We start from the raw sequence: 14,752 nt of genomic DNA, 5'->3' as shown, positions 1-14,752 counted from the left end.
GTACGCGCGATCGTCACATGCGCGCGATCGTCACGTACGCGCGTCCGTGAGCCCCTCGGGTCCGGCGCTCTCCTGTTGGGGAACGGGCGGTGGCGGGTTGGCGCTCAGTCTGGCCGGGACCAGGCCCATCAGCAGTGCCGAGAGCGCGGAGTCGAAGTCCGTGCCCAGATACCAGTCGCCGGTCGGGTCGATGCTGTAGACCCGGCGCTCGGCGTCGATGGCCAGCAGAGCCTCGTCCTCGCCCTCGATGCCGATCGGGCAGACCTGGGTGCCGAGTGCGCGGCCCAGATCGGAGAAGGTGCGTGCCGCGTACAGCCCGGGGAGCGGGTCGATGTACACGGGTGAGGGCGCGATGTGGCGGCCGGGGCCGGTGGGAACGATGTGCAGGGCGCCGAACTCGGCCCACACCTCGACGGCGGCGGGGAAGACCGCGTGCCGGTGGCCGCCGGTCGAGACATGGCCGCGCAGGGTGTCGGCCCACTGTTCGGCCTGCCGGATGTCCCACCGGCCGGGCTCCCACCCGGCGTTGCGCAGCGGGTCGTCGACGGCGACGGGGAAACGGGTGGTCACTGCGCGCTCTCCTGTGCCGGGTCGACGGCCCGCACTCCGAAGTGGGCCAGCAGCGCCACGCAGGAGCGGCACGGTGGCGCGTAGCTGCCGTGCAGCGGGTCGCCGTCCTCGCGGATACGGCGGGCGGTGAGCTTGGCGTGCTTGAGGGCGCGCTTCGCCTCGCTGAGCGTGAGTGGCTTGGGCGCCTTCGCGGTGCGGGACGCCTTGCCGACTGTCCCCCTGCCGCCCCTGCCGGTTCTGCGTCCGTTGCGCTTGTCCGCGCGGGCGGCCTCGGTGGCGGTCAGATAGCGCGACAGCAGTACGGCCTCGGGGCAGCGGCCCGTCTGGCGGGAGCGGCGCTCGGTGGTGAGGGTGTCCAGGAAGTCCTGCACCAGTGGGTGGTGGGACGGCGGACGCTCACCCTTGCTGCCGGTGCAGGTGAGGGTCTCACCCCGGATGGACAGCGCGGCGGCGACGGCGGGCAGAATGCCATCACGGCGCTGCAGCAGAACAGGTGCGGTGGCGCTGAGGGAGTCGACTGCGGCTATCCAGCCGATGCGCGGGTCGCCGCTGTTGTACGAGCCGTGCTGCGCCTGCGGTGCTTCCTGTTGCCGCGGTGTATGCGCCTGTGGTGCCGTGTGCAATGGAGCTTCCTCCCAGAGTGTCCCCTCTGCGCCGGGGCTCGCCCAAGTATGCAGTGTGGCGCATGAGTCGATCATTCCGCCGGTGATGTCATGGAATTGTGGCGGTGGTGATGGTGCGGTGAAGAGTGCCTTGTGGGGCCCCGGAGGTCAGCGGATGATGGCCAACTCCGCGACTGAGAGGGATGTTCATGACCCGCACGACGAGGCGCACGCGTTCCCATCCGCTGCGCCACACGCTCGCGGCGGCCGCCGCACTGCCCGCGCTGCTGCTGCCGCTCACCGCCTGCGACAGTGGCGGAGACAGCGACAAGGGCAGCAAGAGCAGCGACAAGAGCAGCAGCAGCGGTAAGAACGACGGCGGCAAGGGCGGCGGAGCGGACGACGGAAAGAGCGGCGAGGACAACGGCTCCGGCGGCGGCAACGACAAGGGCGGCGAATCCGACAAGCCCGACAAGGGGTCCGCAAAGCCGCTGAGCCCGCAGCAGTTGCGTTCCGCGCTGCTCACCGCCAAGGAAGCACCGGGCTATCGGGTGCAGCACAGCAAGTCGGCGCTCGACGACAATCCGCCGCAGGCCGGCGAGGAGTGCCGCCCGCTGATCGACCTCTTCAGCAAGGACTCCGAGCAGAAGCGCCTCGCCTGGGTGGCCGCCAGCCTGATCAAGGGCGGCAAGGGGCAGTTCAGCACCCAGAGCACCGTCCACCAGGTGCTGCTCTCCGCCTATCAGCCGGGCGACGCCAAGACGTTCGTGGGGAACCTGAAGACCGCGACCCATAAGTGCCCGGAGATCGTCGACACATCGGACAGCGACGGGGATAAGGACAAGGTGATCGTCGAGCCGGAGGCCTCGCCAGGGCTGGGGGACGATTCGGTGCGGTTCACCATGGGGAGTGCCGAAAAGAAGCCCTCCGGGATTTCCGTGACGGTTGTCCGTTCCGGTGCCAACACCATGACCTTCATGTCCACCTCGCTGACCGGCAAGCGGGCCGAGGCGCCGAAGCAGCTGGTGGACAAGCAGTTGGCGAAGCTGGAAGCCGCCGCGGCGAAGCCCTGATCACCAGGGCCGGTGTCTGCCTGCCGGCGTACCGCATAGGCTGTTCGGTACCAGCCAGAAGCAGCAGGGAGCCAACGCCATGACGACAGGTCGGCTTGGGGAGCAAGCCGCCGCCGCGCCACCGAACCGGGCGTACGCCGGGCAGGTCGTGAGCTTTCCGGATCCCGTCAGGGCGGCCCGCTACCCACAGGGGGTGCGGGTCGACCACAGCGGGTTCCCGGACTTCTCCGCGTACGCCCGGGCGGCCGCGGAGATCGCGGAGCCCCCGGAGGGCTTCGGCGGCGACGAACTGCGCCTGACGGACTACGTGTCGGCCAACGCCGCGCTGCACGCCGAGGGGCACGAGCTGTGGGCGGACCTCCCGCCCGTGGCGACCCCGCACGGCTGGACATGGCACCACGTACCGCACAGCCGCCGGATGGAACTCGTCCCGGTCGAGGTCAAGGCGCTGCTGCGGCACCACGGCGGGCTGACGACGGCGGCCGTCGACCACGAGAAGACCGGTACGCGTCCCCTCCAGGAGACCCGCCCCGCGCACTTCGCCGTCCCGCACGGCCCCGAGTCGGCGGTGAGCGAGCGGCAGGTCGTGGACATCGAGGAGCGGCTGGGCTATCGGCTGCCCGGCGCCTACCGGACCTTTCTGAAGGTCGCCGGCGGCTGCGCCCCGCAGGGCGTCGCGCTCGACGCGGAGCTGGGTCTGCTGGTGGACCAGCCGTTCTTCACGGTGCGCGACGACGCGGCCGTCAACGACCTCGTCTACATCAACAAGTGTCTGCGCGACCACCTCACCAAGGACTACCTCGGGGTCGGCTTCGTGCAGGGCGGGCTGATCGCCGTGAAGGTGAGGGGCGAGGCGCCCGGCTCGGTGTGGTTCTGCGCGTACGACGACGCCAGGGACTCCGACGGCATGCAGGTCCAGGAGCGGGTGGAGCGGCTGTTGCGGCCGTGCGGCGCGGACTTCGACGAGTTCCTGCTGCGGCTGGCCGGGAACCCGCCGGAGCTGGAGACCGTGGCGAACCTGATGGTGGACGGCGGCTTCGCCCGCGCCGTCCCGTTGGAGAGGTGAGAGCGCGATGGTGACCTTGGCGCAGGCCCAGGAGCGCGCCGAGCGCTGGGTCAACGGTGACGTACCCGGATACCAGCACCGCGAGGTGCGCGTACGCGAGTTCGACCTGGGCTTCGTGGCCTGGGCCGAGGACCGCGAGGGCGGACCGGCCTCGGACGGCGGCAACGCCCGGCTGGTCATCGCCCGCGACAGCGGGGAGACGACGCTGTGGCCCGCGCTGCCGGTGGGCGAGGTCATCCGCCGTTACGAGGAGGAGTACGGCGAGGAACCGGCCGCGACGCCCCCGCCGCCCCAGCAGCGGCTCGACCTGGAGGCGACCTCGTTCCTGCTGACGCCGCCCGAGTGGCTCCAGCAGGCGGCCGACAAGATGGGCATCCCGGACCGCCGCGCGGACACGCCGCCGCCGGTCGCTCCCGCCGCCTCCGTCGGGGAATCGTCCGGCGGGAACTCCACCGGAGCCAGCCCCTGGGACGGCGCCGACACCGGCGGCGCCGGAAGCGGTGAGGCGCAGGCCCCGCCCGCGACGGTGTTCGCGCCGCCGCTCATGGGCAGCGACGAGGACGACACCCCGCCGCCGCCCGGCTCGGAGGCGCGTACCGCGCTGCTGCCCGAGGGCAGCGCGCTGCCCAGGACGACGGTGGCCCCCGCGGTCGACGCCCCCGCGAACGCCGACTTCCCGCCGCCGCAGCCGCAGGCGCCGGGCCCGGAGCAGTCGCAGCCGCCGCAGATGCCGCCGCCCCAGAGCGGTGCGCCCGGCGACAGCGGTACGGGCGGCGGTGGCGGGGTGCATCACGCCGCCACCATGCTGGCCGACCCCTCCCAGGGCGGCCTCCAGATGCCGGGCGCCCCCGGATCCCCTGGCGCCGACGACATCTCGGATGCCTCCACCAGCCGTGCCCCGCGCGGTGCCGCCCCCGCGCGGCCCGCGTCCCGGGGTACGGGCCCCTCCGTGCCTCCGCCGCCCGGTGCCCCGGGCACCCCTGGCGCCCCGGCCGCCCCCGGCTCCCGCTCCGGCGCGGGCGGGCCCGGCACCCCGCCGCCGCCCTCCGCACCCGGAGCACCCGGAGCACCGGGAACGCCCGGTGCACCCGGTGCTCCGGCCGCCCCCGGCGGGGCCGGCGGTGGCTATGTGCCGACGCAGATGGTCTCGGCCGACGAACTCGCCGAACAGATCAACCAGAGCGGCCAGCAGCCGAAGGTGGACGCGCCCGGCGGCCCCGCCACCCCGCCCCCCGGCGGAACCGGCGGAGCCGGCGGCGGCGTGCACCAGGCGGCGACGATGCTCGCGGGCCCCGGCGTCGGCGGCCCCACCGCGCCCATGCCTCCCGGCGCACCCGGCGTTCCTCCCGGCACCCCGCCGCCCGGCGCCCCCGGCGCGCCCCCGCCCGGCGCTCCCGCTCCCGCCATGGGGCCCGGCGTCGGCGCGCCGCCGCCCGGTGCCCCGCAGCCGCAGCCGGGCCAGCCCACGGTCGGCCCCGGCTATATGGCCGTACTCCGCTACCGCGCGCCCGACGGCTCCGAGCAGCAGCTCATCCGCCGCTCCGCGCCGGGCACCCCGCACCCGGAGTGGCAGCTGCTGCACGAACTGCGGGCCATGAACGTGCCCCCGCAGCAGGTCGTCGAGCTCCACACCGAGCTGGAGTCCTGCGATCTGCCCGGCGGCTACTGCGCCCGCATGATCCGGGAGAACTGGCCGCAGGTGCGGATCAGCCACACCGCCTCGTACGGCACCGACCACGCCTCCCGGCAGCAGGGCATGCGCCATCTGATCGAGCATCAGGGCGAGCTGCACCAGGTCGCCGACGGGCCCGCGCGGCCGGCGCCCAACCGGATGCCGCTGCCGCCGCCCGGCCAGATTCCGCCGGCCCCGCCGATCCCGCCCGACGCCATCGGGCAGGAGCTCATGCAGGCGTTCGGCCCGCAGGGCGTCTTCCGCTTCGACCAGCGCGCCGTCTCCCGCGCGGGTGTGCCCGACATCGTGGCGCAGACCCTCGTCTGGGCGGGCGTGCCCATCGACATGAGCCCCTTCTTCTGGGGCCAGGCTCAGCCCAACCGCCCCGTGCCGACCCTGGCCGAGCTGGCCCAGGAGCGCGGCGTGCAGCCGGCCTCCGACGCCGGGTCGTATCTGGTGATGGGGACGGACTTCGGCCGCCAGCTGTGTGTGCAGTACGGCACGGCGAACATCGTCGCCGTGCCGCTGGAGGCGGGGCCCGGCGGACAGCCCGCACCTCCGCAGTTCGTGAACACCGGACTGCCGGAGTTCGTGCGGTGCATGGCCATGCTGGGGCGGATGTGGCGGCTGCGGTTCGGGCTGACACCCGACCAGGCCGGCCGCTGGACCGTCGACTTCCAGACCCAGCTCGCCGCCCTGGACGCCGCGGCTTTGGCTTCGCCGGAGAACTGGTGGTCGGTGTTGCTCGAACAGATGTGGGACGGTCTGTTCTAGCCGTCCCCGGGGTCCGGCGGACGGGCCGTGCCGGCGTGCCGACGGGCGTACTGTGCGGGACCCTCGGGTCATGTACGGGGAGAGCAGCACCCTGCACCGCGGCGGCGGACGGCGCCGCAGATGGTGGCGGGTCGCCCTGCTCGTGTTCCTCGTGCTGCTGCTCGCCTGCGCCGCCGCGCTCGCCGGCACTTACGGCTGGGCGGAGAGCCGGGTACGGCACACCACGGCGCTCGTCGACTACCCGGGCAGGCCGACCCAGGGGAAGGGCACCAACTGGCTGATCATCGGCACCGACACCCGCGCCGACCTCAGCCCTCGGCAGCGCGAGGAACTGCACGTCGGCGGGGGCGGTCGGCGCAACACCGACACGGTGATGGTGCTGCACCACGGCGAGTCGGGCCCGTATCTGGTGAGCATTCCGCGCGACTCGTACGTCACGGTGCCCGGGCACGGCCGCGGGAAGATCAACTCCGCGTATGCGCGCGGCGGTCCGAAGCTGCTCACCCGCACCGTCGAACAGGCCACCGGGCTGCGCCTCGACCACTACGCGGAGATCGACTTCCTCGGCTTCACCCGCGTCGTCGACGCCCTGGACGGCGTACGGATCTGCCTTACCAAGCCGCTGCGCGACGAGAAGTCCGGCGCCGATCTGCACCGCGGCTGTCAGACCCTCGACGGAGAGCAGGCACTGGCGTTCGTCCGGGCCCGCTACAGCGACCCGGAAGGCGACCTCGGCCGGGTCAAGCGGCAGCGCCAGCTGCTGAGCGCCCTCGTGCAGGAGGGGACGGGCCCGGCCACCCTGGGTAACCCGTTCCGGTTCTTCCCGTTCCTGGGCTCCGCCCTGGACGCGGTCACCGTCGACAAGGGGAGCACGACGCTGTCACTCACACGAATGGGCTGGAAGATCAGGCGGCTGACAGAGGGGGACGGGGGCACTACGACCGTCCCGGTGGCGAACCCCGGGCTCAGCGTCCCAGGGGCCGGAAGTGTGGTCGCTTGGGAGCCATCCGGGTCACGTTCTCTTTTTCATCAGTTGCGGCAGGATGTGCCGATTACGGCAACACCCGTCAAATAGCGCATCCTGGGGCGGGCCGGTCTCGTACGTGATCGTGGGGATCGACGAGATCGCAGAGAGTGACGGGATTGCCGAGATAAGGGGCTCGATATGAGTGCGTCGTCGCCGCACGGCTTCACGGTCGTCCGGGGCCGTGGGTACCGGCCCGAACAGGTCGACGTCCGCGTGACCGAGCTGAACGCGGAACGCGAGGCCGCCTGGCACCGCACCGCGCAGCTCACCCAGCTCGCGCAGGAGCTGGCCGAGGAAGGGGAACGGCTGCGCGGTGTCGCCGCCGCACTGCCCCCGCAGACCTATGAAGCGCTCGGTCCGCGTGCCCAGGGGCTCCTGGCCACCGCCGAGTCCGAGGCCGCCGACGTACGGACGGCGGCCGAGACCGAGGCGCAACAGCTGACCGAACGCGCGGAGGAAGAGGCGCGCGACGTACGCGACGCGGCCCGTGAGGCGGCCGCCCGCCGTCGCGCGGACGCCGAGGCCGCCGCCGTCAGGACCCTCGACGCCGCCCAGGACCGCGCCGACGAGCTGCGCGCCGAGGCACGGACGCAGGCCGAGACGATCAGCCAGGAGGCGGCCGAAGCGCTGCGGGAGATGTCCCGCAGGTGCGCGGCGCTCCTCGCCGAACAGGAGAAGGAGCAGGCCGCGGAGGCGGACGCCACCGACCGGGAGCTGGCCAAGAAGGAGGCCGACTTCCTGGCGTACGCCGCCGAGCTGGAGGAACGCGGCCAGCGGGCCCTCGCCGACGCCAAGCGGGAGCACGCCGAGGCCGAGGAGGCGGCGCGGCACCGGCAGGAGGACGCGGAGGCGCGCGGCGCCGAGCTGATCGCGGAGGCCAGGGTGCGGGCGGAGGCGATCGAGCGGGAGACCGAGCGGGTGCTGCGGGAGCACGCGGAGCGGGCCGAGGAGCTGCGGCAGCACATGGCGCACGTCCGCTCGTCGCTCGCCGCCCTCACCGGCCGCACCCCGGAAGACCCCGCCCTCCCGGCCCAACAGTCCGTGCCCACAACAGACTGAGGGGCCGCCGCGTCTCGGGTCCGGCCCACCAGCCCTGTTGTGGGCATCTGTTCCGCCAAGGGCGGAACGGGTGGGCACAACAGGCCCGCAGACGCGAGATCACCGCACCCGCAGCTGAGGGCGGCGCCCGCCTGGTGGGGCGCGCCGCCGTGGGCACAACGGTGAGGGAGGCCCGTAGCGGCCGGGCCCGCCCCGCGGCCGGGCGGGGGTGTCACCGGTGCGGCGTACCCTGAAAGGGACCCGGCTCGCTTGCGAGCCGGGCTCTTCGTCGTGCGCGCCCAGCGCGGCGAAGCGCGCCCCCGGACGGAAAGCCGAAAGCGAAGCCCTCATGAGCCTGCACGGTCTGCTCGATGCCGTCACCAAGGACCCCGCGCTGGAGGAGGCCGTCAAGGCCGCCGCCGACGGCAACCGGCACCACGTCGACATCGTCGGCCCGGCGGCGGCCCGACCCTTCGCCGTCGCGGCGCTGGCCCGCTCGGCCGGGCGGCCGGTGCTGGCGGTGACGGCGACCGGCCGGGAGGCCGAGGACCTGGGGGCCGCGCTGCGCTCGCTCCTCCCGGAGGAGGGCGTCGTCGAGTACCCGTCGTGGGAGACGCTGCCGCACGAGCGGCTCAGCCCGCGCTCCGACACGGTCGGCCGCCGTCTCGCCGTACTGCGCAGGCTGGCGCACCCGGACCCGGCGGACCCGGCCACCGGCCCGGTCTCGGTCGTCGTCGCCCCGATCCGTTCGGTGCTCCAGCCGCAGGTCAAGGGGCTGGGCGAACTGGTGCCCGTATCGCTCAAGCAGGGGCAGAGCGCCGATCTGGAGGAGACGGTCGACGCGCTGGCGGCTGCCGCGTACGCGCGCGTGGAGCTGGTGGAGAAGCGCGGCGACTTCGCGGTACGCGGCGGCATCCTGGACGTCTTCCCGCCCACCGAGGAGCACCCCGTCCGGGTGGAGTTCTGGGGCGACGAGGTGGAGGAGATCCGCTACTTCAAGGTCGCCGACCAGCGCTCTCTGGAGATCGCGGAGCACGGGCTGTGGGCGCCGCCGTGCCGCGAGCTGCTGCTGACGCCCGAGGTGCGGCGGCGCGCCGCGGAGCTGGCCGAGGTCCACCCGGAGCTGCACGAACTGCTCGGCAAGATCGCCGAGGGGATCGCGGTCGAGGGCATGGAGTCGCTGGCCCCGGTGCTGGTGGACGAGATGGAGCTGCTGCTGGACGTGCTGCCGGCGGGCGCCATGACCGTGGTGTGCGACCCGGAGCGGGTGCGTACCCGCGCCGCGGACCTGGTGGCGACCAGCCAGGAGTTCCTCCAGGCGTCCTGGGCGGCGACGGCCGGCGCGGGTGACGGCGATGGCGCCAAGGCCCCCATCGACGTGGGCGCGGCCTCGCTGCGCGGCATCGCCGAGGTCCGCGAGCACGCCCGTGAGCTGGGGATGATGTGGTGGACGGTCAGCCAGTTCGCCGCGGACGCCGAGGCCGAGGACGACGGGGACACCCTCCAGCTCGGTCTGCGTGCCCCCGAGTCGTACCGCGGTGACACGGCCCGCGCGCTCGCCGACACCAAGGGCTGGCTGGCCGAGGGCTGGCGGTGCGTGTACGTCACCGAGGCGCACGGGCCCGCTGCCCGTACCGTCGAGGTGCTCGGCGGGGAGGGCGTGCCCGCGCGGCTGGCCGGGCCCGAGCTGGCGCTGGACCCCTCGCTGGTGCATGTGGCGTGCGGTTCCCTCGACAACGGTTTCGTCGCCCCCGGCCTCAAGCTCGCGGTGCTGACGGAGACGGATCTGTCGGGCCAGAAGGCGGCGGGCAAGGACGGCACCCGGATGCCGGCGCGCCGCCGCAAGCAGATCGACCCGCTCACGCTCCAGCCGGGCGACTACATCGTGCACGAGCAGCACGGCGTGGGCCGCTACATCGAAATGGTGCAGCGTACGGTGCAGGGCGCCACCCGCGAGTATCTGCTGGTGGAGTACGCGCCCGCCAAGCGCGGCCAGCCCGGCGACCGGCTGTTCGTACCGACGGACCAGCTGGAGCAGATCACCAAGTACGTGGGCGGCGAGCAGCCCACCCTGCACCGGCTGGGCGGCGCCGACTGGACGAAGACCAAGGCGCGGGCCAAGAAGGCGGTCAAGGAGATCGCCGCCGATCTGATCAAGCTCTACAGCGCGCGGATGGCCGCGCCGGGGCACGCGTTCGGCGCGGACACCCCCTGGCAGCGGGAGCTGGAGGACGCGTTCCCGTACGCGGAGACCCCGGACCAGCTGACCACCATCGGCGAGGTCAAGGACGACATGCAGAAGTCGGTCCCGATGGACCGGCTGATCTGCGGCGACGTCGGCTACGGCAAGACGGAGATCGCCGTGCGGGCCGCGTTCAAGGCGGTGCAGGACGGCAAGCAGGTGGCCGTCCTGGTGCCGACGACGCTGCTGGTGCAGCAGCACTTCTCGACGTTCACCGAGCGGTACGGCCAGTTCCCCGTCAACGTACGCGCGCTGTCCCGCTTCCAGACGGACACCGAGGCGCGGGCGACGCTGGACGGGCTGCGGGACGGCACCGTCGACGTCGTGATCGGCACCCACCGGCTCTTCTCCTCGGAGACGAAGTTCAAGGAGCTGGGCCTGGTCATCGTCGACGAGGAGCAGCGGTTCGGCGTCGAGCACAAGGAGCAGCTGAAGAAGCTGCGCGCCAACGTGGACGTGCTGACCATGTCCGCTACGCCGATCCCGCGCACGCTGGAGATGGCCGTCACCGGCATCCGCGAGATGTCCACGATCACCACGCCGCCGGAGGAGCGGCACCCGGTGCTCACCTTCGTCGGCCCGTTCGAGGAGAAGCAGATCGGCGCGGCCATCCGCCGTGAGCTGCTGCGCGAGGGGCAGGTCTTCTACATCCACAACCGGGTCGAGTCCATCGACCGGGCCGCGGCGCGGCTGCGGCAGATCGTCCCGGAGGCCCGGATCGCCGTCGCGCACGGGCAGATGAGCGAGCAGGCGCTGGAGCAGGTCGTCGTCGACTTCTGGGAGAAGAAGTTCGATGTGCTCGTCTCCACGACGATCGTGGAGAACGGCATCGACATCTCCAACGCCAACACCCTCATCGTCGAGCGCGGTGACACCTTCGGCCTGTCCCAGCTGCACCAGCTGCGAGGCAGGGTGGGACGCGGGCGCGACCGCGGCTACGCCTACTTCCTCTACCCGCCGGAGAAGCCGCTCACGGAGACCGCGCACGAGCGGCTGGCCACCATCGCGCAGCACACCGAGATGGGCGCCGGTATGTACGTGGCGATGAAGGACCTGGAGATCCGCGGCGCGGGCAATCTGCTCGGCGGCGAGCAGTCGGGCCACATCGCCGGGGTCGGCTTCGACCTGTACGTACGGATGGTGGGCGAGGCCGTCGCCGACTACCGCGCGGCCCTGGAGGCCGGGGGCCCGGTTGAGGAAGCGCCGCTCGAGGTCAAGATCGAGCTGCCGGTCGACGCGCACGTCCCGCACGACTACGCACCGGGCGAGCGGCTGCGGCTCCAGGCCTACCGGTCGATCGCCTCCGCCAACACGGAGGAGGACATCGCCGCCGTACGGGAGGAACTGACGGACCGCTACGGGCCGCTGCCCGAGCCGGTGGAGAACCTGCTGCTGGTTGCCGGGCTGCGGATGCTGGCCCGCTCCGCGGGGGTCACCGACATCACCCTCCAGGGCAACAATGTCCGCTTCAGCCCCGTCGAGCTGCGGGAGTCCCAGGAGCTGCGCCTCAAGCGGCTCTACCCCGGCTCGGTCATCAAGCAGGCCACCCACCAGATCCTGGTCCCCCGCCCCAAACCCACCAAGATCGGCGCCAAGCCCTTGACGGGCCGCGAACTCCTGGCCTGGGTGGGCGAGTTCCTGACGACGGTGCCAGGGGCGTAGTCACCGGTTAGTGTGAAAAGAAGGCTCGAAAACACCGGTCCCGTGTCGCGGTCTCTAGGTTTGCGGCACACGGAGCGGTAGGGAGGACTTCATGACCATGACTGTCCCGGAGCGAGGAATGACCCGGCTGCGCCGTACGGCAGAGGCGGCGGAGGAGGCCACGGGCCTGCGAGCCGAGATCATTCGAGGGGTTCTCATGATGTCTCCCACCCCGCGTGGCAAGCACGCGAAGGTGGTCAATGTGGTGTACGACCAGCTCAAGCCGGTCCTGCCCAGTGACCTTGACGCCTTCCAGCTTGCCTCCGTGGCCCTCCCTCATGACCCGGACGACTACGCCACCCCCGATCTGCTGGTCTGCGACGCCGCCTTCGGAGACTCGGACGACTGGCTGGCCGAGCCCGGGAGTGCCGCGCTGGTCGTGGAGGTCGTCTCCCGGGGCAGCGCCACGAAGGACACGCGGGACATGGTCAGCTGGTACGCGGAGGCAGACGTGCCCGCATACCTGGTGATCGACCCCCGGCAGGGCACCTGGACGCTGCACACCGTGCCGAAGGACGGTGCCTACCAGGGAAGCCTGCGGGGGGAGTACGGCGAAGACGTGCCGCTGGAGCTGGAAGGGCTGCGCACCAAGCTCACCACCGACGGGCTTCCCCGGTACGGGCCGGAGCGCGGGGCGAACGGCCGCTAGCGCAACACAGCGGGCAGCAGGCGGTCGGCTCGGTTCCGCCGTTCGATGCCCGCGGCGAGGCGCTCAGGGCTCCTCCTCCCATTCCAGTTCGCGCTCTTCCTCGTGTTCGCGTTGGCGGGCGCGTTCGCGGTTGCGGAATTGGCGGATGCGGCGGAGGACGGGGTTCTTCTCGCGCTGTTCGCGGGACTGGCGGTCCAGCTCCTCCCACAGGCGCTCGGAGCGCTTCTCCACGTCCAGCTCGTCGAGGAGGCGGTCCGCCTCGGCGAGCAGGGCGCCGTGCAGCTGCCACTGGCGCGGATGCTCGCGGACCTTGTCGAGCAGCAGGAAGGCGACGGTGTCCCGGCTGGCGCGGCTGGCCTCCAGCTCCCGTACGAGCCGGTTCTCGGCCTCCTCCGCGTTCGCGCTGACCGGCGTGGTGATCAGTTCGGCGAACGCCTGGACCGCGGCGGCCATATGGACGTACAGCTCCCGCATGCTGTCGGCGATCTCCTCGCTGAACAGCGGCTCGTCCAGGCGCTTCTTTGCCAGGTCGGTCACGGTCCTGGCGGTGGTGCGCAGTACGACGGCGCAGATCTCCAGGGCGTCCAGCCCGGTGCGCATCACGACGCGGGAGAGCAGGCCCTCGCGCACCCGGGGGTTGAGCCGCAGGCTGTCCTCGGCGCGCCGCAGTTCGACGTCGACCTCCACGATGTCGTGGTCCAGCTGGCGCGCCTGGTGCAGCCGCTCGGCGGCCTGGCTGACCGGGGTGAAGCCGACCACGTCCTCGCCGAGGCCCACCAGCAGACGGTGCATCCGGCCCGCGAGATCGATGACCGCCTCCCCGGCGGGCTGCACCCACACGGGTGGGACGAACAGCACGTTGAAGCCCAGCCCGACGATCGCGCCGATCAGTGTCTCCAGGATCCGGTCCCAGGCCATCTGTGCCACCTGGTTCTGGGTCACGCCCAGCACCAGCATGGCGCTGATCGCCGTCTCGGGGACGAACTCGCCGGCCTTCACGAAGCGGCCGACGATCAGCGCCATGAGGATGACCACCCCCAGGCTCCACCAGCTCAGCCCCACCAGTGCGCTGAAGCCGCTGGCCAGCAGCACCCCGGCGACCACCGAGTTGACGCGGCGCATACCCGTCCGCAGCGTCGTGTAGAGGGTCACCTGGGTGACCAGCAGCGCGGTGAGCGGCGCGGTCAGCGGCGCGGGCTCGCTGCTGAGTTCGAGGGCGACGGCGTAACTGATCACGGCGGCGATGGTCGACCTGGCCGTCTGGGCGACCACGGGCTCCCGGTGCCGCCGCACCAGGTTCAGCAGTGGGTCGGTGACTTCGCGCACCCTGCGTCCCTCCCCGCTTTCCCTCCCGTTGCCACAGGGAGAGCGCCGTCGGGGTGAACGGCGAGCAGAGCCGCTCGGCCGGGCGTGCGGGCGCGGCGGGACCGCCGGGCACCCGGGCGGGTGAGGCAGCTACCCAACTGCTCCCGAATCGTTGGTCGATTTGATGTCGAACCGGTGGTCATGGACCCGTTCGACTACCTACCATCGATCACCGCCAGGTCGCGCGAGGAAGCGCGACCCTCGCCGCCGCCGGGAGGCCCCATGGAAAGCCGTCACCGCAGGTCCGCGCTCACCCTTTCCGCCGTCGCGGCGCTCGTCGTCGCGGCACCGCTGCTCACCGCGTGCGGTGACGACGCACACCCGGGCGCGGCGGCACTGGTGAAGGGCGACCGGATCAGCATGGCGCAGCTCCAGTCCCGGGTCGGTGCCGTACGGGACGCGCAGCGCGGCGCGCCCCAGGGCGAGCAGATGATCAAGCAGAGCGGCAAGCTGACCCAGTCCACGCTGGACGGCATGATCCGCGAGCGCATCGTCGAACAGGCGGCCGACGACGCCGGAGTGGGCGTCAGCCGCCGCGAGGTGCAGCGCGTCCGCGGGCAGCTCGAACAGCAGGCGGGCGGCAGCAGGCAACTGGAGGCGATGCTGCTGCGGCAGCAGAGCGTGGCGCCCCGCGACATCGACAGCCGCATCCGCATGCAGCTGCTCGTCGAGAAGATCGCCAAGGCCAAGGGCATCGACCCGACGTCCCCGCAGGGGAACCAGCAGCTCACCACGGAGCTGTCCAAGGTCTCCAAGAGCATGAAGATCAATGTGAACCCGCGGTACGGCAGGTGGGACGCGGCCCGCTCCACCCTCACCGGCGCCAAGACCCCGTGGCTGCGCGATCTGACCGGCGAGGCGGCGGACCGGGCCCAGCAGATGTGAGGCCCGCCGTCCCTCGCCCTGCGGGAGCCGTCGCCGCGTCCGACCCGGTTGTCCGGCTGGGGGTGCGGGGTCGCCCCCCGGCCGAACG

General features: G+C 72.3%; 11 protein-coding genes. 8 read left to right on the top strand and 3 right to left on the bottom strand.

Annotated elements, in window-relative coordinates:
• Positions 1 to 30: 30 nt before the first annotated feature.
• Together ACQEU8_RS32485 and ACQEU8_RS32480 are read right to left on the bottom strand one after the other, a co-directional pair.
• On the bottom strand, positions 31 to 570 hold the full coding sequence (locus ACQEU8_RS32485) for an SUKH-3 domain-containing protein (RefSeq protein WP_433107475.1): 540 nt from the start codon (positions 568 to 570) through the stop codon (positions 31 to 33).
• Complete coding sequence (locus tag ACQEU8_RS32480; protein WP_433107473.1) at positions 567 to 1,193, bottom strand: YwqJ-related putative deaminase; 627 nt, start codon at positions 1,191 to 1,193, stop codon at positions 567 to 569. The genes ACQEU8_RS32485 and ACQEU8_RS32480 overlap by 4 nt, the downstream gene beginning before the upstream one ends.
• A 188-nt stretch (positions 1,194 to 1,381) precedes the next feature.
• On the opposite strand from ACQEU8_RS32480, the gene ACQEU8_RS32475 reads away from it, so the two are divergent.
• From ACQEU8_RS32475 to ACQEU8_RS32445, 7 genes are all read left to right on the top strand, one after another.
• Positions 1,382 to 2,245: a hypothetical protein gene (locus ACQEU8_RS32475; protein ID WP_433107471.1), complete on the top strand. Its 864-nt coding sequence runs from the start codon at positions 1,382 to 1,384 to the stop codon at positions 2,243 to 2,245.
• A 79-nt stretch (positions 2,246 to 2,324) separates the two neighbouring features.
• Positions 2,325 to 3,311 (top strand): SMI1/KNR4 family protein, encoded by a 987-nt coding sequence (locus ACQEU8_RS32470; RefSeq protein ID WP_433107469.1) that lies wholly within the window; start codon positions 2,325 to 2,327, stop codon positions 3,309 to 3,311.
• Between the two features lie 7 nt (positions 3,312 to 3,318).
• Entirely contained in the window at positions 3,319 to 5,757 is a 2,439-nt protein-coding gene (locus ACQEU8_RS32465; RefSeq protein ID WP_433107467.1) for an SUKH-4 family immunity protein, read from the top strand.
• A 70-nt stretch (positions 5,758 to 5,827) separates the two neighbouring features.
• Positions 5,828 to 6,832 (top strand): LCP family protein, encoded by a 1,005-nt coding sequence (locus ACQEU8_RS32460; RefSeq protein ID WP_433107465.1) that lies wholly within the window; start codon positions 5,828 to 5,830, stop codon positions 6,830 to 6,832.
• Positions 6,833 to 6,922: 90 nt separating this feature from the next.
• Positions 6,923 to 7,843, top strand: a complete 921-nt coding sequence (locus tag ACQEU8_RS32455) for a cellulose-binding protein (protein ID WP_433107463.1) — start codon at positions 6,923 to 6,925, stop codon at positions 7,841 to 7,843.
• Between the two features lie 328 nt (positions 7,844 to 8,171).
• Positions 8,172 to 11,726, top strand: coding sequence for a transcription-repair coupling factor (gene mfd, locus ACQEU8_RS32450; protein ID WP_433107461.1), 3,555 nt, complete (start codon positions 8,172 to 8,174; stop codon positions 11,724 to 11,726).
• A gap of 91 nt (positions 11,727 to 11,817) precedes the next feature.
• Positions 11,818 to 12,414, top strand: coding sequence for a Uma2 family endonuclease (locus ACQEU8_RS32445; protein ID WP_433107459.1), 597 nt, complete (start codon positions 11,818 to 11,820; stop codon positions 12,412 to 12,414).
• 63 nt (positions 12,415 to 12,477) lie between these two features.
• Here the strand turns inward: ACQEU8_RS32445 and ACQEU8_RS32440 are convergent, their stop codons facing one another.
• Entirely contained in the window at positions 12,478 to 13,740 is a 1,263-nt protein-coding gene (locus ACQEU8_RS32440; protein ID WP_433107457.1) for an FUSC family protein, read from the bottom strand.
• Between the two features lie 261 nt (positions 13,741 to 14,001).
• On the opposite strand from ACQEU8_RS32440, the gene ACQEU8_RS32435 reads away from it, so the two are divergent.
• On the top strand, positions 14,002 to 14,664 hold the full coding sequence (locus ACQEU8_RS32435) for a SurA N-terminal domain-containing protein (protein ID WP_433107455.1): 663 nt from the start codon (positions 14,002 to 14,004) through the stop codon (positions 14,662 to 14,664).
• Positions 14,665 to 14,752: the final 88 nt, after the last annotated feature.

The sequence above is a fragment of the Streptomyces sp. CA-250714 genome (assembly GCF_050936705.1).
Taxonomy (GTDB): Bacteria; Actinomycetota; Actinomycetes; order Streptomycetales; family Streptomycetaceae; genus Streptomyces.
The sequence above is the reverse complement of the archived record's forward strand: the minus strand, read 5'-3'. Positions and strand labels throughout refer to the sequence as shown.

What these genes read in the sequence shown, in the direction of transcription:
- ACQEU8_RS32475 (WP_433107471.1), top strand. Translation starts at nt 1,382, where the DNA reads ATGACCCGCACGACGAGGCGCACGCGTTCCCATCCGCTGCGCCACACG.
- ACQEU8_RS32470 (WP_433107469.1), top strand. Translation starts at nt 2,325, where the DNA reads ATGACGACAGGTCGGCTTGGGGAGCAAGCCGCCGCCGCGCCACCGAAC.
- ACQEU8_RS32465 (WP_433107467.1), top strand. Translation starts at nt 3,319, where the DNA reads ATGGTGACCTTGGCGCAGGCCCAGGAGCGCGCCGAGCGCTGGGTCAAC.
- ACQEU8_RS32460 (WP_433107465.1), top strand. Translation starts at nt 5,828, where the DNA reads ATGTACGGGGAGAGCAGCACCCTGCACCGCGGCGGCGGACGGCGCCGC.
- ACQEU8_RS32455 (WP_433107463.1), top strand. Translation starts at nt 6,923, where the DNA reads ATGAGTGCGTCGTCGCCGCACGGCTTCACGGTCGTCCGGGGCCGTGGG.
- mfd (WP_433107461.1), top strand. Translation starts at nt 8,172, where the DNA reads ATGAGCCTGCACGGTCTGCTCGATGCCGTCACCAAGGACCCCGCGCTG.
- ACQEU8_RS32445 (WP_433107459.1), top strand. Translation starts at nt 11,818, where the DNA reads ATGACCATGACTGTCCCGGAGCGAGGAATGACCCGGCTGCGCCGTACG.
- ACQEU8_RS32435 (WP_433107455.1), top strand. Translation starts at nt 14,002, where the DNA reads ATGGAAAGCCGTCACCGCAGGTCCGCGCTCACCCTTTCCGCCGTCGCG.